We start from the raw sequence: 19,161 nt of genomic DNA on the forward strand, positions 1-19,161 counted from the left end.
TGGGGTGCTGGCCCATGCCGAGATAGTCGTTCGAGCACCAGACGGTGACCTCGCGCGCCGCGCCGGCATCGTGGCGGATCGCGCGCGGGTATTGGCCGGCCTGCCGCTCGATGTCGGCGAAGACGCGGTAGCGGCCCTCGCGGCGCAGGCCATCGAGCTGCGAACGAAAATAGGCTTCGTAGTTCATGGCCTGCTCCCGTGGGGCTTCGGAACTGCGGCGCGCGGCACGACGCCGCACGACGGCACATGGAGGTCATCCGGAAAGGCGACCGGCCTCGCCGGGAGGAGTCGTCGGTAGAGCGCCTCGGGCGGGATCGGCAGCACCATGAAGGCGTGCTCCAGCACCCCGAGCGCAATGAGGCTCGCGAGCAAGGTATGGGCGGTGGCGGTCACCATATCGCTCCCCGGTGCCGCCGCGGTGGCGACCAGGCCGACGCAGGCCGCGGTCCCACCCAGGACGGAGAACGGGAAGAGCGCGTTCATCCGGCGCCGCGCGAAATAGGTCTCGAGGTAGCGGAGATGCTCCGGCAGCATGGCCTCGCCGAAGTTGCGCACGCCGAGGAAGAGGTTGAGCTTCGCGCTCAGCCGCATCGCGGCCAGGGCGAGGAAGGCGATCCCGCCATACGGGTTGGGCGCGTCCAGCGTCAGCAGCGCGACGATCGCCGCCACGCCGAGGATCGCCAGCTCGTGCCACAGGATCACGGCGATGGCCGCACGCAGGCGGTCCAGGCCACGCGCGCCGGCAGGGCACGGCGCGCGGCGCGGCCCGGTGATGAATCCCGTCAGGAAGGCGATCTCGATCCAGCCCCACACCAGGATCGCCGAAACGACGCCGAGATAGACGGCCGCCAGCGTCCGTTGCCCGGCGGTCCACCAGAGCCCCGCCATGCCGGCCATCATCAGGGCCGTGGCGCCGAGCATCGTCCACCGGAAGGTCGCGCGCGGCAGCCGGTCGAGGCGCAGGATCAGGCCCGTGCTCCCCCACCAGAGGGCCACCGCGAACAGCACCGGCAGAAGGTGCTCGACCATCGCGCCCTACCAGGTCGGCGCCAGGCGCACATCGGCCGGCAGCGCCTTGTGCCGGCCCCGCATGACCAGCATGTGCAGGAACTGCGCCGCCGCGCGGACGCCTAGGCCGGCGCGCCGCACGGCGCCGCCGATGCCCTTCGCACTCTTCGCCTCGAGCATCAGGTCACTCGTCCGGCGCAGCCGCTCCATGCGCTTCAGGAAGGCCGGGTTGTCGACGTCGAGCGTGATGGGGAAGACCTGCTCGCAGATCTTCGCCGTCGTGCGGAAGACCCGCATATCGTAGTCGGTCGGATCCATCCCCAGCGCCTCGTGGAAGGCCGGGCGCTGGTGGTCGCGCACGAACATCGTCGCGAAGACCGCGAGCTGGAAGAACTTCGCCCAGTACTTGTTCACGCCCTTCAGCAGGGAAGGATTCGCGTGCATCAGCAGCGCGAAGGCCTCGCCGTGGCGGAACTCGTCGTTGCACCACTTCTCGAACCAATTGAAGATCGGGTGGAAGCGGCGTTCCGGATGGCGCTCGAACTGCCGGAAGATCGTGATGTAGCGCGCATAGCCGATCTTCTCGGACAGGTAGGTCGCGTAGAAGATGAACTTCGGCCGGAAGTAGTGGTACTTCTTCGCCTTCCTCAGGAAGCCGAGATCCACGCCGATCCCGATATCCTTCAGGCTGTCGTTGATGAAGCCTGCATGTCGCGCCTCGTCGCGACTCATGTAGCCGAACAGGTCCTTCATGTCCTGATTCGTCACGCGCTTGCGGATCTCGGCATACAGCACGCAGCCGGAGAATTCCGCGGTCACCGAGCTCACCAGGAACTCCAGCAGCTCCTTCTGCAGCGGCTCGGGCAGCGCCTTGAGGTCGAAGTCGTCGAAGGCCTCGGTGCGGACGAAATGGCCCTTGTTCGGATCGGAACGGAACTCCTCCATCAGCGCGTCCCATTGGGCGCGCACCGGGCCGACGTCGATCGCGTCCATCGCCTTGAAGTCGGTGGTGTAGAAGCGCGGGGAGAGGACCGTCTCGGTCAGCGCGTGCTGCGTCGCGGCGTTGACCGGCGCGCGCGGCGTGGGGGACACGGCGTTCATGTGGCCTCCTTGGGCTCGAAGCCGCAGTGATAGAGTTCGGTGAGCTCGAACAGCGCCTGGACCTCGGTCCACAGGCGCTCGAGTCCGTTCGCGCGGATCACGGTCGCGCGGCAGGTCAGGTGGCGCGTCTCGCCGAAGCCCACCTCGGTCGGGGCGCCGTGGACGATGACGCGGTCGCCGGGGCGCAGATCGATGCCCTCGGGGATGGCGTGGGCGTGCAGGCTGTCGAAGCTCTGCTCGATGTCCACGCTGCAGGTGATCTCGATCCGCCGGCGGCCGCCGAGGCCGAGCCGGGACAGGAGGCCCTCGCTGCTCATGGCTGGTTTCCTTCGCGGGTGAGAAGACGGGCAAAGGCCTCGGTCTGGCTCGGTCCGAAGGCCTTGATGTCGATGCGCCGGCCGGTGGCCGGATCATCCAGCGTCATCCGGCCGTCCTGCCAGGTGACCAGGCGGAAGGGGATCTCGGGGCCTTGCGCCTCGCGCAACCGTTCACGTGCCAGGCCACGCAGCGCGGCCCTCATGAAGCCGTTGGTGCCAGGCTCGAGCACGGCGAAGGGCGCGGTCGCCTGCGCATCGCGCACCGTCACCGCGCCGTCGGCACGATCCTCGAAGACCAGGTCGCGCTGCTGCAGGGCGATGCCGCGCTCGGGTGCGGGCGCGGCGCCGATGAACGCCACGCCGACGGTGACGCCCAGCAGGCCCGCCACGCCCAGCAGCGGGAGCCTGGGGAAGGTGCGGTCCGTGGCGTGGTGGGTCATGCTCGCCTCCGCCTAGGCTGCCGCGGCCGCTTCGGGCGCGGCCGCGCCGCCGGGGCTGTCGCTTGCGGCATGCAGCGCGCGGGCCGGCATCGCGGCCGAGGCCGAGAGCGCCCGCGACAGGGCCTGCGCCGCGGCCTCGGCATCCGGCAGCGCGCGCAGGACAGGTGCGGGCTGCCCGATCCGCCACATGCGCACATGCGGCCAGAGCGCGACGTAGGAGACGCGATGGCCCGGCAGCAGGCGCAGCAGGATGTCCCCGCTCCGGTCGCCCGCCAGGCGCAGGTCGGCGCTGCGGATCGCGGCGAACGGGATGTTCACCGTCATCGGCAGCGCGACGCCGACGCGCATCACGATGCGGCGGTTGGTGATTGTGTAGAGCGTCGTGCGGCAGATGAAGCGCGACAGCACCGCGAGCACGACGAGCGCCACCATCCCGAAGGCGAGGATCCGCGCCGCGCCGAAGGCGGCGAGGGTCGCATCGGCCCCCCACCCTTCCGCCAGGTGCCAGGCCGCGAGCAGCCCGAAGTAGAGCGCGAGCCAGGGCAGGCGGAAGGCGTGCAGCATGAAGCCGCGCCAGGCCGGTGCGCCCTGCCAGAGGATCGCCTCCCCCTCCGGCAGGAGCTCCGGCAGGCCGGGCACCGGCTCGTTGTCGTGCTCCCTCACAGCACCGGCCCCAGCCGCAGCGGCGTGGCGTAGAGATGGCCGGAGGCGAAGTAGGCCGAGATCCGGTCCTCCTCGCGCAGCGTGATCTGCTCGGGCTCGCGCGTCGTCGGCGCGGCGGCGAGCTGCGCGGCGGTCACCGAGGCGAGGTTCACGCGACCGCGGCGATGGTCGATGCGCGCGAGCGTCATGGGCACGAGGACACGGCGGCCGCCCTCCACCTCGACCTCGAGGTAGCGTAGCAGCATGTCCGACCGGTCGATCCAGGCATCGACGACCTTGCCGCCCGATTTCCGGTCGATGCCATGGACCGGCATGCCGCGCGGATCGGGATCCTCCGGCTCGAGCGAATAGGCCGGGGCGACGCGCAGCGGCACGATCTTCGGCACCGGATCGTCGAACATCAGGTCCGGATGGTCGTCGCGCATTGCATAGGCCGCGGGGCCGACCCCGTCCTGCATCGGATCGCCGGTCGGTTCGAGTGGCGCACCCGGAAAGCCCGCGACGGGCCGCGCGGCCGGCGCCGGCTCGGTTTCCGGCCGCGGCACCTGGATGCTGTGGCCATTCGCCAGCTTGAATGTCTTGGGTGGAGGCACGGCCGGGAAGCCCTGCACGGTCACGCGCGCGCCGCGGTCGGACTGCAGCGGGTAGCCTTCCCGCTTGTCCTCGCGCCGCAGATAGAAGATCAGCCCGGCAAAGAAGATCCAGAACGCGTAGAGCGTGATCTGGGCCAGGTCGATGGAGCCGACGACGTTCCGCATGGCGTCCTCCTCGGTGTCACGTGACCGTCGGCGACCCGGCGAGGCCGAGCCGTGACGGATGCCCCGACCGGTTCTCCCGTGCCCAGCGCACGAGCGGACCGACCGCGACCAGGGTTGCGAACAGAAGCACGATCTCGATCAGGTAGACGGCGCCGTAGCCCGTGGCTGGCGTGGCGAGCGCGTCGCCCAGCGTTCCGTTGCGCGCCAGCGCGCCGATGCCGTCCCGCAGTAGGCCGCCGAGCGCGACCGCTGCGCCCGCGGTGCTCGCCTGCACGGCGCCCCAGGCGCCGAGGGCCAGGCCAACCTGCCCCTGAGGCGCCGCTTCCATGCAGGCCGTCAGCGTCGCATGGGCGAACAGCCCCGCGCCCATGCCGATGCCGAGCGTCGCCACGCCGAAGACAGGCGCGCTGTCGAGCGGTGCGGCGAAGATCACGAGGGCGAAGGCGATCGCGCCGAGCAGCGCCCCGCTGCCCGCGACGCGATAGGCATCCGCCCCCTGCCCGAGCACGCGTGCGCCCCACAGGAACCCCACCACGCCGCCGAAGGCGAGCAGCGCCGTCAGCACCGTGGTGGCCGCGACGCCGAGGCCCAGCACCTCGCCGCCATAGGGTTCGAGCAGCACGTCCTGCATCGCGAAGCCCGCGGTGCCGAAGGCGACGGCGACCAGGCGGCGCACCCACGGGCCATTGCCCCGCAGGTGTCGCCAGCTCTCGCGGAAGCCCGGCGCATCACCCCGGCCGCGCGTGCGCGACGGATCCCGCGCTTCCTGCTTCCACAGCGCGACGATGTTCAGCGCCATGGACGCGACCGCCGCCCCCTGGATCACCTGGATCAGCCGCAGCTGGCTGAACTGCGCGAGCAGCGCGCCGAAGACCAGGCCCGCCGCCAGCATCCCGACCAGCAGCATCACCGACAGCAGTGCCACGACACGCGGCAGGCTGCGCGGCGGCGCAAGGTCGGCGGCCAGCGCCAGGCCGACCGTCTGCACCACGTGCATCCCCACGCCCACCAGCAGGAAGGCCAGCGCCGCCGCGACATGCCCGGCCCAGGCCGGCCCGTTGCTGTCGCCCGACAGGATGATCAGCGCGAAGGGCATGATGGCGAGCCCGCCGAACTGCAGCAGCGACCCGAACCAGAGGTAGGGCACACGCCGCCAGCCCAGCACAGAGCGATGCGTGTCGGAGCGGAAGCCGATCAAGGCGCGGAAAGGCGCGAAGAGCAACGGCAGCGCCACCATCGCCGCGACCAGCCCGGCCGGGACGTGCAGTTCCACGATCATCACGCGGTTCAGCGTGCCGATCAGCAGCGCCGCCGCGATCCCGACCGAGACCTGGAACAGCGACAGACGCAGCAGCCGCCCCGCCGGAAGCTCCGGCGTCACCGCATCGGCGAAGGGCAGGAACCGCGGGCCGAGCCGCGTCCAGGCCTGCGCGATGGCGATGCGCCGTCCGTTCATGCCGCCCGCACCTCCAGCCCTTGGGAGATGTAGAAGCCACGCGCCACGCGGTGGCTGCGCCCGAGGCGATGCTTCGTCAGCAGGCCGGACAACCGCGCGTGGGAGACGGGCTCGATCGCGGGGGCACGGTTGCCGCGCGGGAAGAGCCGGCCGGCGGCGTGCATCGCGCTCAGCAGCGGCGTGCGCGGCGCGAAGGTGAAGACCACCGATCCGTCGGCCCGCTCGGCGAGCTGCGCCACCGCCTCGGCCATATCCTTGGCGCGGTAATGGATTAGGCTGTCCATCGCGACCACGTGGTCGAAGCGACCGAGCGCGGGATCGAGCATGTCGCCCACCAGGAAGCACACGCTGCCCGCGCCATGCCGGCCGGCCGAACGTTCCTCGGCCAGCGCGACCAGCGTGGGCGAGATGTCCACCGCGACAACCGAAGCCCCGCGACGCGCGGCCTCCACCGCCAGCGCCCCGGTGCCGCAGCCGGCATCGAGCAGCCGCGCCCCGCGCAGGTCCTGCGGCAGCCAGGACAGCAGCGTGTCGCGCATCTCCGTCCGGCCGGCACGCACCGTGGCGCGGATGCCGTTCAGCGGCGCGTCGGAGGTCAGCCGCTTCCACGCCTCGGCCGCGGTGCGGTCGAAATAGGTCTCGAGCTCGCCGCGGCGGGCGGTGTAACTGGACGAGCGCATCAGTCGAACCCCAGCAGGTCGAAGATCTCGCGGTCCTTGAGGGAACTCGCCTCGACCGTCTCGGTGCCCTCCCACAGGGAGGTCGCGAGGCGGATGTATTCCGCCTGGGCGGCCAGCACCTCGGGCGTCTCCTCCATCTCGAACAGCGTGGCCTTCTTCAGCCGCGAGCGGCGGATGGCGTCGAGGTCGGGGAAATGCGCCAGCGTTTTCATCCCCGTGGCGCGGTTGAAGCGCTCCACCTGGTCGGTGCCGGCGCTGCGGTTGACGATCACGCCGCCAAGCCGCACCGGGTAGTTCTTCTCCTTCGTCTTGATGGCCGCGACGATGCGGTTCATCGCGAAAATCGAATCGAAGTCGTTGGCCGCGACGACCAGCCCGCGATCGGCGTGCAGCAGCGGGGAGGCGAAGCCGCCGCAGACCACGTCGCCCAGCACGTCGAAGATGACGATGTCGGTCTCGTCGAGGAGGTGATGCTCCTTCAGCAGCTTCACCGTCTGCCCAACGACGTAGCCGCCGCATCCCGTCCCCGCCGGCGGCCCGCCGGCCTCGACGCAGAGCACGCCGCCATAGCCCTCGAAGACGAAGTCCTCGCGGCGCAGCTCGTCCGCATGGAAGTCCACCGCCTCGAGCGCGTCGATCACCGTCGGCGCCAGGCGCTTGGTCAGCGTGAAGGTCGAATCGTGCTTGGGGTCGCAGCCGATCTGCAGCACGCGCTTGCCGATGCGGCTGAAGGCGACCGAGAGATTGGACGAGGTCGTGCTCTTGCCGATCCCGCCCTTGCCGTAGATCGCGAAGACCCGCGCGCCGTCGATCCGCGAGGCGGGGTCGAGATGGACCTGCAGGCTGCCCTCGCCATCGCCCATGCCGGGACGGGGCCGCATGACGACGCTCATGTGGCGGCTCCTTCGGCAATGCCTTCGAGGCGGTCCTCGATCTCGTCGCAGGCGCGGCGCAGCGTCTCCATCATGGAGGCGTCGGGCTGCCAGTAGCGGCGCTCATGCGCCTCGATCAGACGGTTGGCGATGCGCGCGGAGGCGGTCGGGTTCAGCGCGGCGAGGCGGCGGCGCATCTCCTCGTCGCACATGTAGGTCTGCGCCAGGTGCTGGTAGACCCAGGGTGCCACCGCGCCGGTCGTGGCCGACCAGCCCATGGTGTTCGTCACCTGCGCCTCGATGTGGCGCACGCCTTCGTGGCCATGGGCGAGCAGCGCCTCGAACCACTTGGGATTGAGCGCGCGGGTGCGGGTCTCGAGCGCAACCTGCTCGGCGACGGTGCGCACCTTGCCTTCGCCGCGGGTCTGGTCCCCGACATAGGCGCTGGCCGCCTGGCCACGGACCGACTGCACCGCGCGGCTGATGCCGCCCAGCGTGTCGAAGTAGTGATCGATGGTGGTGATGCCGAGCTCCACGGAATCGAGGTTCTGGTAGGTCGCCTCCACGGTGCCGAGCATGTGCGTCAGCACCGCGTCATGGCGCGCGGGACGGCCGTCGAGGCCATAGGCGAAGCCCTTGCGCCGCCGCCAGGCGTCGCCGAGCTCGGCCTCGTCGGACCACGATCCGTTCTCGAGGATCATGTTCACGTTGGCGCCATAGGCGCCCTCGGCATTGCCGAAGACGCGCAGGCTCGCTTCCTCGATCGTGCCGCCGTGCTGGGCCTGGAAGGCCAGCGCATGCTTGCGGACGAAGTTCATCGCGGCAGGCTCGTCGGCCGAGGCGGCGAGGAAGGCGGCCTCCGCCAGCAGCTTGGTCTGCAGCGGTAGCAGGTCGCGGAAGATGCCCGACAGCGTGACCATCACGTCGATGCGCGGCCGCCCCAGCCGTTCCAGCGGCACCAGTCGCGCGCCCGAGAGGCGTCCGTAGCTGTCATGCCGCGGCTCCGCGCCCATCAGCCACAGCGCCTGGGCGATCGGCCCGCCCTCGGTCTTGAGGTTGTCGGTGCCCCAGAGCACGACGGCGATGGTCTCTGGCAGCGCGCCGCCGTCCTCGCGATGCCGCGCCAGAAGCCGTTCGGCCTGACGGGCGCCGTCCTCGACCGCGAAGGCGGAAGGGATGCGGAAGGGATCGAAGCCGTGCAGGTTGCGCCCGGTCGGCAGCACATCGGTGTTGCGCAGCAGGTCGCCGCCCGGCGCCGGGCGCACATAGCCGCCGTCGAGCGCATGCAGCAGGCCCGGGATCTCGTGGTCCTCGGCCATCAGCCGGTCGAGCGCCGCACGCCGCTGCGGGTCGGTGACGCCGGCCGCGTCCAGCGTCTCGGCCCGCTGCGCTGCATCCGGCGGCGCGCCGACGACATGCAGCCCGTGCGGGATCAGCGCGTATTCCAGTTCCAGCAGCGTGTCGCCGAGGCGCTCGATGGCGGCCTCTGCCTCCTCGCCCCAGGGCGGTTCCGCCGTGGCGAGGTCCACCGCCGCGGCCTGCGCCTGGATGAGGCCGGCCAGCGCCACGCGGGCCATCGGGTCGGCGCCGGGATCCATCGCGCGCCACCGGTCGCGCGACGCCTTGAGTTCCATCAGCCCGCGATACAGCCCCGCCTGCGCCACCGGCGGCGTCAGGTAGCTGACCAGCGTCGCCCCGGCGCGCCGCTTCGCGAGCGAGCCCTCGGACGGGTTGTTCGACGCATAGAGATAGATGTTCGGCAGGTCGCCGATCAGGCGGTCGGGCCAGCAGGCGCCCGACAGGCCCGCCTGCTTGCCCGGCATGAATTCCAGCGCGCCATGCGTGCCGAAATGCAGCACCGCATGGGCGGCGAAATCCTCGCGGATCCAGCGGTAGAAGCTCGAGAACGCATGGGTCGGGGCGAAGCCGTGCTCGAACAGCAGGCGCATCGGGTCGCCTTCCCAGCCGAAGGCGGGCTGGATGCCGACGAAGACATTGCCGAAGCGCGCGCCGAGCACCATCAGCCCGCCGCCATCGCTGTCATGCCGGCCTGGGGCGGGGCCCCACTGGCGTTCGATCTCGGCGAGGTGCGGCTCGCGGCGCACGATGTCGTCGGCCGGGATGCGCGCGGCGACATTCGCCGCTGTGCCATGGCGCGCCGCATTGCCTTCCAGCACCGCGGCGCGCAGCATGTCCACGCTCTCGGGCACATCCACGGCATATCCGGCCTCGGCCATGCCGCGCAGCGTCCGGTGCAGGGATTCGAACACCGACAGATAGGCCGCCGTTCCCGTCGCCCCGGCATTGGGCGGGAAGTTGAACAGCACGATGGCGACGCGACGTTCCGCCCGCCGCGACCGCCGCAGCGCCACCAGGCGCGCGACCCGGCCCGCCAGGCGCGCGACGCGTTCCCCATGCGCCGCCATCTGCCCGTCCGCGCCCCGCCCACCGAAAGTGAGCGGCGAGGTCGCGCCGTCCAGCTCCGGGATCGCGACCATCATCGTGGCCTCAACCGGCGTCAGGCCGCGCGTGTCGGAATCCCATTGCTGCAGCGTCTGGAATTCCAGCGCATGCGCGGCGATGTAGGGCACGTCGAGCCGCGCCAGCAGTTCCTCCGCCGCCCGCGCATCGTTGTAGGCCGGCCCGCCGACCAGCGAGAACCCGGTCAGCGACACCACCGCGTCAACGCTGGGCCGGCCATCTCGCAAGAAGAAGCGTTCCACCGCGGGGCGGGCGTCGAGGCCGCTCGCGAAGGCCGGCACGACGCGCAGGCCCTTGGCCTCCAGCGCCGCGATCACCACGTCGTAATGCGCGACGTTCTCGGCGAGCACGTAGGAACGCATGACCAGCAGTCCGACGGTGCCCGTCGCGCCGGCCGTGGGCAGCGCCTCGACGCGTTCGGCGATGCGGCTCTTCGCGCGCGGGTGGTAGAGCCCGACATCCGGATACTGCACCGGCGCCGCCACCTTCAGCCGGCCGGCCGTGTCAGCGACGTAGCGGTTGGCCAGCATCCGGACCAGGTTCGCGATGTTGTCGGCGGTCCCGGCCAGCCAGTACTGCAGGGCCAGGAAATAGGCCCGCACGTCCTGCGCCGTGCCAGGGATGAAGCGCAGCAGGCGCGGGATCTCCCGCAGCATCCGCATCTGGTCGCGGCCGGAGGAATGCGCCCCCTCCTTCCGCTTGCCGCGCAGCCGCTTCAGCAGTCCGGCGATGCCGCGCGCCTCGGCCGACATGTCGAAGCGGCCGAGCCGCGTCAACCGCATCACCTCACCCGCCGACAGGCAGCACAGCATCGCGTCGCAGGCATCCCGCCGCGCGGTCAGCGCCGGCAGCACGGCCCGGATGTGGTCCTCGAGGAACATCATCGTCGCGATGACCAGGTCCGCGCGGCCGATATCGGCGATGCAGGCCTCGAGCGCCGCGTCGTCCGACGCCCAGCGGTCGGCCGCGTGCATCGTCAGCGTCAGCCCGGGCATGTCCCGCCGCAGCGCCGCCTCCGCGTCCTGCACGACGCGCGCGAGGTGGCTGTCCATCGTCACGAGGACGACGCGCAGCGGGCGGGGCTCAGCGAGCGAAATGCGCCTTGGCATCGTAGAGCGTCTCGAGGGTGATGGTCGCGAGGCCGCGTTCCGCGGCGAAGGCCTCCGTGTTGCGCCGCGCCTTGCCGCGGACGAAGAAGGGGATCTTGCGAAGCTCGCTCTCGGCGTCCTGCGCCCAGCGCACCGCCTCGACGGCGACCGGCACGGGCACCGGCGCGGGGGCCGCGCCGAGATGCGAGGCGCCGGCCTCGTCATGGAACTCGAAATCGTCGCGGAACATCCGCAGCAGGTGTTCCTCGAGGCCCATCATCAGCGGATGGACCCAGGTGTCGAACAGGACGTTCGCCCCCTCGAAGCCCATCTGCGGGGAATGGCGCGCCGGGAAGTCCTGCACATGCACCGGCGCCGAGATGACGGCGCAGGGAATGCCGAGCTTCTTCGCGATGTGGCGTTCCATCTGCGTGCCGAGCACGAGCTCGGGCTGCGCCGCGGCGATCGCCGCTTCCACCGCCAGGTAGTCGTCGCTGATCAGCGCCTCGAGCCCGAGGTCCCGCGCCGCCGCGCGCACGTCGCGCGCCTGCTCGCGGGAATAGGTGCCGAGGCCGACCACCTCGAAGGCGAGTTCCTTCGCCGCCACCCGCGCCGCGGCGATCGCATGCGTCGCATCGCCGAAGACGAAGACCCGCTTGCCCGTCAGGTAGTTCGAATCGACCGAGCGCGAATACCAGGGCAGGCGCGAGGTCTCGGCCGCGAGGATCGGTCTCGCATCGATGCTGGCCAGGCCCGCAACCTCAGCGATGAAGTCCCGTGTCGCGCCGACGCCGATCGGCACCACCGTCGTCGCCTTCTGGTCGAAGGTGCGCGCCAGCCATTCCGCGGCGACGCCGGCGGTCTCGGGATAGAGCACGACGTTGAAGTCGGCCTCGCCGAGCCGCGCGAGATCGGCCGGCGTCGCGCCCAGCGGCGCGACAACGTTCACGTCGACGCCGAGCCGCGCAAGCAGCCCGCGGATCTCGACCAGGTCGTCGCGATGGCGGAAGCCGAGCGCCGTCGGCCCGAGGATGTTGCAGGTCGGGCGATCGCCGCGCGGCGTGCTGCGCGGCTGCGCGAAGGCGCGGACCAGGCGGTACAGCGTCTCCGCCGCGCCCCAGTTCTCCTTGCGCTGGTAGGAGGGCAGTTCGATCGGCACCACCGGCACCGGCAGGCCGAGCGTGCGGGCGAGGCCGCCCGGATCGTCCTGGATCAGCTCCGCCGTGCAGGAAGCGCCGACCAGCAGCGCCTGCGGGCGGAACCGCGCGACCGCATCGAGTGCCGCCGCCTTCAGCAGTTCCGCCGTGTCCCCGCCCAGGTCGCGCGCCTGGAAGGTGGTGTAGGTGACGGGCGGGCGCCGGTGCCGCCGTTCGATCATGGTGAAGAGCAGATCCGCGTAAGTGTCGCCCTGCGGCGCGTGCAGGACGTAGTGCAGCCCCTCCATCGCGGTGGCGACGCGCATCGCCCCCACATGCGGCGGCCCCTCATACGTCCAGACCGCGAGCTGCATGGCCTAGACCTCCAGCCGCGCGCGGCGCGCGAGGGGGCGGACGAACAGCTCGGCCAGGTCGCCGGCCTGCTCGTAGCCCTGGATGGGGGAGAAGACGAGCTCGATCGACCACTTGGTCGCGAGCCCTTCGGCCTCCAGCGGATTGGCGAGGCCCAGGCCGCAGACCGTCAGGTCCGGCCGCTCGGCGCGGAAGCGGTCGAGCTGGTTCTCCACATGCTGTCCCTCGACGATGCGCGTGCCCGGCGGCAGCAGCGCGACCTCGGGCGCCATGTGGTCCCGATGGAGGTAGGGCGTGCCGATCTCGGTCGGCACCATGCCGAGTTCCCGCGCAAGAAAACGCGCGAGCGGCACCTCGAGCTGCGAGTCGGGGAAGAACCCCACTCGCAGCCCGTGGAGCCGCTCGCGCCGGGCAGACAGCGCGCGCCTGGCGCGTTGCTCCCCGAAGGCAGTGGCCTCGTGGAAGGCGCGGGGAGTTACGCCCCAGTCATCAGCCGCTGCGCGGAGCCAAAGCGTCGTCCCCTCGGCGCCGAGGGGGAAAGGTGCGGGGACAAGCCGGGCGCCGCGCGCTTCGAGCGCGCGGGCCGTCCCGGCGAGGAAGGGCTGGGCCATCAGGAAGCGCGTCCCGGGCCCGACCGCCGGCAGGTCCGTCGACAGGCGCGGTGGCAGGAAGCCGACCGGCCCGATGCCCATCGCGGCGAACAGGCGGCGAAACTGGTCCTCCACCACCTCGGCCAGCGCGCCGACCACCATCAGGGCGGGCGCGTCGTCCCGCGCGGCGGGCAGTTCCGGCACCAGGGCGGCGAGGCAGGCATCCTCGCCTTCCGTGAAGGTCGTCTCGATGCCGCTGCCGGAGTAGTGCAGCACGCGGACCTGCGGCAGGTGTCGCCGCGTCAGCCGGCGTGCCGCCTCGGCGAGATCGAGCTTGATCACCTCCGACGGACAGGACCCCACCAGGAACAGCATCCGGATGTCGGGCCGGCGCGCGAGCAGCGTCCCGACGATCTGCTCGAGCGCCTCGTTCGCGTCGGCGAGGCCGGCGAGGTCGCGTTCCTCGATGATCGCGGTGGCGAAGCGCGGCTCGGCGAAGATCATCACGCCGGCGGCCGATTGCAGCAGGTGCGCGCAGGTGCGGCTGCCGACGACGAGGAAGAAGGCGTCCTGGATCTTGCGATGCAGCCAGACGATGCCGGTCAGGCCGCAGAACACCTCGCGCTGGCCGCGTTCCTTCGCGACGGCGGGCTCGCCGCAGCCCGCGGCGCCTGGCGACGCGGGGGATGCGGCGGCGAGCGTCATGTGGCGTTGCCGAAGGAGGCGTGGCCCGGCGCCTCGCGCCGTGCCATGCGCATCTTCACCAGGAACTGCGCCGCGTTGATCGCGTAGGCGGCATAGGCGGCGAGCGCCAGCAGCATCTGCCCATGCGCCTCGCCCACCCCGCCCAGCACCGCGCCGAGATAGGCGGTGTGCAGCGCGATCACGAGCATGCTGAACATGTCTTCCCAGAAGAAGGCGCGGGCGAAGAGGTAGCGCCCGAAGACCTCCTTCTCCCAGATCGCGCCGGTCACCATGATCGCGTAGAGCGCGAAGGTCTTGATGCAGACCGACAGGGTTGCGGCGAGGAAGCCTTCCCCGGTCGCGAGGAAGCGCAGCACCAGCCCGAGGCTCACGAGGAACACCGCGAACTGGCCGATGGCCAGCACGCCCTGCACCCGCGTCCAGGGCGAGAGGTCCCGCCGGCGCCGCTGCTCGGGCGTGTAGACCGGCCGGCGCTCGCGGTGGCGGGCGTACCGGCCGCTGCTGCACGCCCAGGGACTGCTGTCCAAGGCGTTGATGATGGGGTCAAGGAACCGAGTTGTAAGCATTGCTTGACAATGCTCCGTCAAAGGCGTCCGCTCGGACCGAAACGACCGGACGGCTCCTCGGAGCGCCCGGCACGGGGGAAGAGATGCTCCGGGAGCTTGAAGTCTCCGCTGCGGCTCATTCCGCCCCTCCCCACGCTATCTGCGTTGAAACGACGCTAGGCCCCTCGGAAGCGAAGTGTCAAGCAAGATAGACGTTCGATTTTCTTGACACTGATCCGCGCCGGGTTTGAAGTCGCAACGGGAGGATGGAATGACCGAAAAGGCGTCAGCCGCGTTGCGGACCATCTCCACGGAGGATGGACCCCTGGAGGACCGCTCGCGCCCGATGGACTGGCCCACGGAGTCCGGCTTCGACGCCTTCCGTGCCTGCCTCACCCCCGATGCCGTCTCCCAGGCCCGCCGGTCACGCGGGGTCCTGGCCCTGGCGGACATCATCGAGCGCGAGGTCATTCCGCGCCTGGTGCTCGCGCACCGCACCGCCCCGGCCTATGTCGACCGCGCCCCCGCCGCGTTGCCGACCGAGGAGGAAGTCACGACGCTGACCTCGCTCGCGGTCGCCGGCAGCACGGTCGACATCGCGGCCTATGTCGACGGGATCCTCGGACGCGAGGTGCCGCTGGAACGCGTCTACCTCGACCTCCTGGCCCCCGTGGCGCGGCGGCTGGGCGCGATGTGGGAATCGGACGCCTGCGATTTCGCCACCGTGACCATGGGGCTCTGCGCGCTGCAGCAGATCGTGCTCGACACCGGGCGCCGCACCCGCGAGCCCTTCCATCGCCCGCGCCCGGACCGGCGCGCCGTCCTCGCCCCGGTGCCGGGGGAGCAACACAGCTTCGGCCTGCTCCTGGTCTCCGAGTTCTTCCGGCGGTCCGGCTGGGAGGTCTGGAGCGGCGCAGGCGCCGGCGAGCCCGAGATCGCCGCCAAGGTGCGGGACGAGCGCTTCGCGATCGCAGGCTTCACCCTGTCCAGCGAGGATCGGGTGGGTGCGCTGGCGCAGCTGATCCTGGTGGTGCGGCGGGTCTCGATGAACCGCCGGATCGGCATCCTGGTGGGCGGCACGATCTTCCAGGGCCGTCCGGGCCTGGTGGCCGATGTCGGGGCGGACGCCACGGCTGCCGACGGGGCGGAGGCGGCCCTCCAGGCCGAGACTCTGATCGCCATGCGGGGGCTGCGGACGTGAGTCCGTCAAGCAACCCGCACACATGGAGTTGACCTTTGGGAGGAACGGATCGTCTAAGGAGTCCTCTGGCATGAAGGACGGGACGCAGCGTGAAGTCGTTCAAGGCCCCGAAGACCGCCCTGGGTCCGCTCGACGCGGAGGCGACGGCTGCGCTGGTCGCCGCCGCCGCGGACGTCGCCATCGTGCTTGACGAGTCGGGCACCATCCGCGACGTCGCCTTCAGCAACGACGAGCTCTTCGGCGAGTTCGGCCGCGGCGAGCGATGGCTCGGCCGCCCCTGGATCGAGACGGTCGCCCGCGACAGCCGCCCCAAGGTCGAGGACATGCTGCGCGACGGGCACGACCCCGACCGGCCGCGCTGGCGCCACATCAACCAGCTCGGCGCCGGCGGTGTCTCGATCCCGCTGCTCTACGCCGCCTGCGCGCTGGGCCAGCCCGGCCGGCGTGTCGTCTTCGGCCGAGACCTGCGGCCGCTATCGCAATTGCAGCAGCGCCTGGTCGAGGTGCAGCAATCGGTCGAACGCGGCTATGCGCAGCTCCGCCAGGCCGAGACGCGCTATCGCCTGCTGTTCCAGACCGCGGAGGACGCGGTGCTGATCGTCGACGGCGACAGCGGCAAGGTGGCCGAGGCCAATCCCGCCGCCCAGCGCCTGTTCGGCCCCGCCGCCCGCCGCCTGATCGGCCGCCCGGTCGCGGATGCCTTCGCCGCCGCGAGCCGCGAGGCGATCCAGGCCATGCTCGCCGCGCTGCGCAGCCTCGGCCGGGTCGAGGAATTCGAGGCCAGCATCGCCGACGCCACCTCCCTGCGGGTCGCGGCCACGGCCTTCCGGCAGGAAAACGGCCTCGTCTGTCTGCTCCGCCTGTCGCCCTCGGGCGACGCCGCCGAGGTCGGCGGCCTGGCCCAGAGCGGCCGGATGCTGCTGCGCGTTGCGGAATCCGCGCCGGACGGCCTCGTCGTGACCGATCCCGACGGCGGCATCCTGACGGCCAACGCCGCTTTCCTCGACATGGCGCAGCTGCCGGCCGAGGACCAGCTGCGCGGGGAGACGCTGGAGCGCTTCCTCGGCCGCCAGGGGCTCGAAGCCGAGGTACTGCTGAGCAACCTGCGCAGCCGCGGCGCGGTGCGGCTGTATGAAACCACCCTGCGCGGCGCGCTCGGCGCCTCACTCGAGGTCGAGATCTCGGCCGTCACCGTCATGGATGGCGGGGAACGGCGCTTCGGCTTCTCCGTCCGCGACGTCAGCACCCGGTTGCGCCCGCCGCCCTCCGCGCCGGCCGTGCATGGCCGGACGGTCCAGGAATTGACGGACCTGATCGGCAAGGTGCCGCTCAAGGACCTGGTGCGCGAGGCCGCGGATGCGATCGAGCGGCTCTGCATCGAAGCCGCGCTCGAGATCACCCGCGACAACCGCGCCTCGGCGGCCGAGATGCTCGGGCTGAGCCGGCAGAGCCTCTACGCGAAACTCCACCGCTATGGCCTTGGCGACCTCGACGCCGAAGCCAAGGACCAAGGGTAGCGATGCCCGGCCCGGCTCCGGCCCCGGCGGCGTCCGCGCAGCGGCGCGCCCATTGGCCGGCGCCGGGGGCGGTGCTGGAACTGCTCAAGCCCATCACTTGGTTTCCGCCCATCTGGGCCTTCGCCTGCGGCATCGTCGCCTCCGGCGCCGCTCTCTCCGAGATGTGGCCGCGCGCCCTGCTCGGCCTGGTGCTCGCCGGCCCGCTGGTCTGCGGCATGAGCCAGGCGGTGAACGACTGGTTCGACCGCCATGTCGACGCGGTGAACGAACCGCAGCGGCCGATCCCCTCGGGCCGGCTGCCGGGGCGCTGGGGCCTGTGGATCGCGATCGCCTGGACGCTGCTGTCCCTGGGCGTGGGCTGGGCGCTCGGCTCCTGGGGCTTCGCGGCGACGGCGGTGGGCGTGGCGCTCGCCTGGGCCTACAGCGCGCCGCCGCTGCGGCTGAAGCGGGACGGCTGGCTGGGCAACGCCGCCTGTGCGCTCTGCTACGAGACCCTGCCCTGGATCACCGCCGCCGCGGTGCTGTCGGGCGGCGCGCCCGATCCGCGGGTGGTGCTGGTCGCGCTGCTCTACGGCGCCGGCGCGCATGGCATCATGACGCTGAACGACTTCAAGTCGGTCGAGGGCGACCTCCGCTTCGGCATCCGGTCCCTGCCGGTGCAACTCGGCCCGGATCGCGCCGCGCGGCTCGCCTGCGTGGTGATGGCGGTGCCGCAGGCGGTCGTCGTCGCGCTGCTAATCGCCTGGGGCGCGCCCTTCGCGGCGGCGGCGATCGGTGCCTCGCTGGCGGCGCAGGGCGCCTGCATGGCGCGGCTGCTGCGCGACCCGCGCGGCCTCGCGCCCTGGTACAACGCAACCGGCATCAGCCTCTACGTGCTCGGCATGATGGCGAGTGCCGTCGCGCTGCGCGGGGGCGCGCCGTGATGCTCGGCTGGTTCGGCATCGTCCGGCTCGGCCTGGTGCAGACCGCGCTGGGAGCGGTGGTGGTGCTGACCACCTCGGCGCTGAACCGCGTCATGGTGGTGGAATATGCGCTGCCGGCGACGCTGCCCGGCGTGCTGGTCGGGCTGCACTACGCGCTGCAGATGCTGCGGCCGCGCATGGGGCACGGGTCCGATGTCGGCGGGCGGCGCACGCCCTGGATCGTCGGCGGCATGGCGGTGCTCTGCCTCGGCGCCGTGCTCGCCGCCGTCGCGACGGGCATGATGGGCGGGGCCCTGGTCCCGGCGATCGGGCTCGCGACCCTCGCCTTCCTGCTGGTCGGTGCCGGCGTGGGCGCGGCGGGGACGAACCTGCTCGTGCTGCTCGCCGCGCGGGTGGCACCGGAACGGCGGCCGGCGGCGGCCTCGCTGGTCTGGATCATGATGATCGCCGGCTTCGTGCTGACCACCGCCATCGCGGGCCGCCTGCTCGATCCCTATTCGCCGGAGCGCCTGGTGGCAGTCTCGGCCGGCGTCGCCGGCATCGCCTTCCTGCTCGCTGCCGTCGCGGTGGCCGGCATCGAGGGCCGCGCCGCGGCGGCCGACGCAGCGCGCCGTCCCACCGCCTTCCGCGCCGCGTTGGCCGAGGTCTGGCAGGAGCGCGAGGCGCGGCACTTCACGCTGTTCGTCTTCGTCGCGATGCTCGCCTACAGCGCGCAGGACCTGGTGCTGGAACCCTTCGCCGGCACCGCCTTCGGCATGTCGCTCGGCGAGTCGACGCGGCTCGCCTCGCTGCAGCATGGCGGCGTGCTGGCGGGAATGGTGCTGATCGCGCTGCTCGGCTCCTGGTGCCATGGGCGGCTCGCGGTGCTGCGGGGCATGATCCTCGGCGGCTGCTCGCTGGCGGCGGTGGTGCTGGCGGTCCTGGCCGGCGCCGGCTTCGCGCCGGACGGCTTCCCGCTGCGCGCGGCCTATGCGGCGCTCGGCCTCGGCAACGGCATCTTCGCCGCTGCCGCCATCGCCGCGATGATGGTGCTCGCCTCGCGCGGCGCGCCGGGGCGGGACGGCGTGCGCATGGGCCTGTTCGGCGCGGCGCAGGCCATCGCCTTCGGACTCGGCGGGCTCGCCGGGACGGTGATGCTCGATCTCGGGCGGCTCGCCACCGGCAGCGCGATCGGTGGGTATGCCGCGGTGTTCCTCGCGGATGCCGCGTTGTTCGTCGCCGCGGCGGCCATGGCCCCGCGCATCGGCCGCGCGGAGGCGCCGGGCCGCGACGCCTGGCCCAGCGCCGCATCGGCCGCCTGAGGAACCC

At 71.7% G+C, this 19,161-nt stretch carries 17 protein-coding genes and 1 pseudogene; 4 read left to right on the plus strand and 14 right to left on the minus strand.

From position 1 onward, the window contains the following. The 14 genes and pseudogenes from GWK16_RS05240 to bchF form a co-directional block, all read right to left on the minus strand. Positions 1 to 187, minus strand: a pseudogene (locus GWK16_RS05240) (5-aminolevulinate synthase); the annotation flags it as partial. Next, entirely contained in the window at positions 184 to 1,029 is an 846-nt protein-coding gene (puhE, locus tag GWK16_RS05245; protein ID WP_170052916.1) for a putative photosynthetic complex assembly protein PuhE, read from the minus strand. The gene puhE and the pseudogene GWK16_RS05240, both read right to left, overlap by 4 nt. A 6-nt stretch (positions 1,030 to 1,035) precedes the next feature. Beyond that, positions 1,036 to 2,109 carry a magnesium-protoporphyrin IX monomethyl ester (oxidative) cyclase gene (acsF, locus tag GWK16_RS05250; RefSeq protein ID WP_170052917.1) on the minus strand — a complete coding sequence of 358 codons (1,074 nt, stop codon included), beginning with the start codon at positions 2,107 to 2,109 and terminating at the stop codon, positions 1,036 to 1,038. Beyond that, positions 2,106 to 2,426: a hypothetical protein gene (locus tag GWK16_RS05255; protein ID WP_168042781.1), complete on the minus strand. Its 321-nt coding sequence runs from the start codon at positions 2,424 to 2,426 to the stop codon at positions 2,106 to 2,108. Before GWK16_RS05255 ends, acsF begins: the two co-directional genes overlap by 4 nt. Continuing rightward, positions 2,423 to 2,866 carry a photosynthetic complex assembly protein PuhC gene (gene puhC / locus GWK16_RS05260; protein ID WP_170052918.1) on the minus strand — a complete coding sequence of 148 codons (444 nt, stop codon included), beginning with the start codon at positions 2,864 to 2,866 and terminating at the stop codon, positions 2,423 to 2,425. Before puhC ends, GWK16_RS05255 begins: the two co-directional genes overlap by 4 nt. A gap of 12 nt (positions 2,867 to 2,878) precedes the next feature. Then, entirely contained in the window at positions 2,879 to 3,529 is a 651-nt protein-coding gene (puhB, locus tag GWK16_RS25510) for a photosynthetic complex putative assembly protein PuhB (protein WP_170052919.1), read from the minus strand. Beyond that, positions 3,526 to 4,287: a photosynthetic reaction center subunit H gene (puhA, locus tag GWK16_RS05270; protein WP_170052920.1), complete on the minus strand. Its 762-nt coding sequence runs from the start codon at positions 4,285 to 4,287 to the stop codon at positions 3,526 to 3,528. Before puhA ends, puhB begins: the two co-directional genes overlap by 4 nt. Before the next feature lie 16 nt (positions 4,288 to 4,303). Further along, the gene (locus GWK16_RS05275) at positions 4,304 to 5,743 is read right to left on the minus strand and encodes a PucC family protein (protein WP_170052921.1); all 1,440 of its coding nucleotides are present in this window, start codon (positions 5,741 to 5,743) and stop codon (positions 4,304 to 4,306) included. Further along, entirely contained in the window at positions 5,740 to 6,423 is a 684-nt protein-coding gene (gene bchM, locus GWK16_RS05280) for a magnesium protoporphyrin IX methyltransferase (RefSeq protein WP_170052922.1), read from the minus strand. Before bchM ends, GWK16_RS05275 begins: the two co-directional genes overlap by 4 nt. After that, positions 6,423 to 7,316: a ferredoxin:protochlorophyllide reductase (ATP-dependent) iron-sulfur ATP-binding protein gene (gene bchL / locus GWK16_RS05285; protein ID WP_170052923.1), complete on the minus strand. Its 894-nt coding sequence runs from the start codon at positions 7,314 to 7,316 to the stop codon at positions 6,423 to 6,425. Before bchL ends, bchM begins: the two co-directional genes overlap by 1 nt. Next, positions 7,313 to 10,885: a magnesium chelatase subunit H gene (locus GWK16_RS05290; protein ID WP_170052924.1), complete on the minus strand. Its 3,573-nt coding sequence runs from the start codon at positions 10,883 to 10,885 to the stop codon at positions 7,313 to 7,315. The genes bchL and GWK16_RS05290 overlap by 4 nt, the downstream gene beginning before the upstream one ends. Continuing rightward, positions 10,860 to 12,374, minus strand: coding sequence for a ferredoxin:protochlorophyllide reductase (ATP-dependent) subunit B (gene bchB / locus GWK16_RS05295; RefSeq protein WP_170052925.1), 1,515 nt, complete (start codon positions 12,372 to 12,374; stop codon positions 10,860 to 10,862). The genes GWK16_RS05290 and bchB overlap by 26 nt, the downstream gene beginning before the upstream one ends. 3 nt (positions 12,375 to 12,377) lie before the next feature. Beyond that, complete coding sequence (locus tag GWK16_RS05300) at positions 12,378 to 13,667, minus strand: ferredoxin:protochlorophyllide reductase (ATP-dependent) subunit N (protein WP_170052926.1); 1,290 nt, start codon at positions 13,665 to 13,667, stop codon at positions 12,378 to 12,380. Then, positions 13,664 to 14,194 (minus strand): 2-vinyl bacteriochlorophyllide hydratase, encoded by a 531-nt coding sequence (gene bchF, locus GWK16_RS05305; RefSeq protein WP_338144414.1) that lies wholly within the window; start codon positions 14,192 to 14,194, stop codon positions 13,664 to 13,666. The genes GWK16_RS05300 and bchF overlap by 4 nt, the downstream gene beginning before the upstream one ends. Positions 14,195 to 14,558: 364 nt before the next feature. Between bchF and GWK16_RS05310 the strand changes: the two genes are divergently transcribed. From GWK16_RS05310 to GWK16_RS05325, 4 genes are all read left to right on the plus strand, one after another. Further along, positions 14,559 to 15,413, plus strand: coding sequence for a cobalamin B12-binding domain-containing protein (locus tag GWK16_RS05310; protein ID WP_170052928.1), 855 nt, complete (start codon positions 14,559 to 14,561; stop codon positions 15,411 to 15,413). A gap of 89 nt (positions 15,414 to 15,502) precedes the next feature. After that, the gene (gene ppsR, locus GWK16_RS05315; protein WP_170052929.1) at positions 15,503 to 16,930 is read left to right on the plus strand and encodes a transcriptional regulator PpsR; all 1,428 of its coding nucleotides are present in this window, start codon (positions 15,503 to 15,505) and stop codon (positions 16,928 to 16,930) included. A 2-nt stretch (positions 16,931 to 16,932) separates the two neighbouring features. Beyond that, on the plus strand, positions 16,933 to 17,853 hold the full coding sequence (gene chlG, locus GWK16_RS05320) for a chlorophyll synthase ChlG (RefSeq protein ID WP_170052930.1): 921 nt from the start codon (positions 16,933 to 16,935) through the stop codon (positions 17,851 to 17,853). Further along, positions 17,853 to 19,154, plus strand: a complete 1,302-nt coding sequence (locus GWK16_RS05325; protein WP_170053755.1) for a BCD family MFS transporter — start codon at positions 17,853 to 17,855, stop codon at positions 19,152 to 19,154. The genes chlG and GWK16_RS05325 overlap by 1 nt, the downstream gene beginning before the upstream one ends. Positions 19,155 to 19,161 lie beyond the last annotated feature (7 nt).

The sequence above is a fragment of the Neoroseomonas marina genome, from assembly GCF_012927745.1.
Classification (GTDB): domain Bacteria; phylum Pseudomonadota; class Alphaproteobacteria; order Acetobacterales; family Acetobacteraceae; genus Neoroseomonas; species Neoroseomonas marina.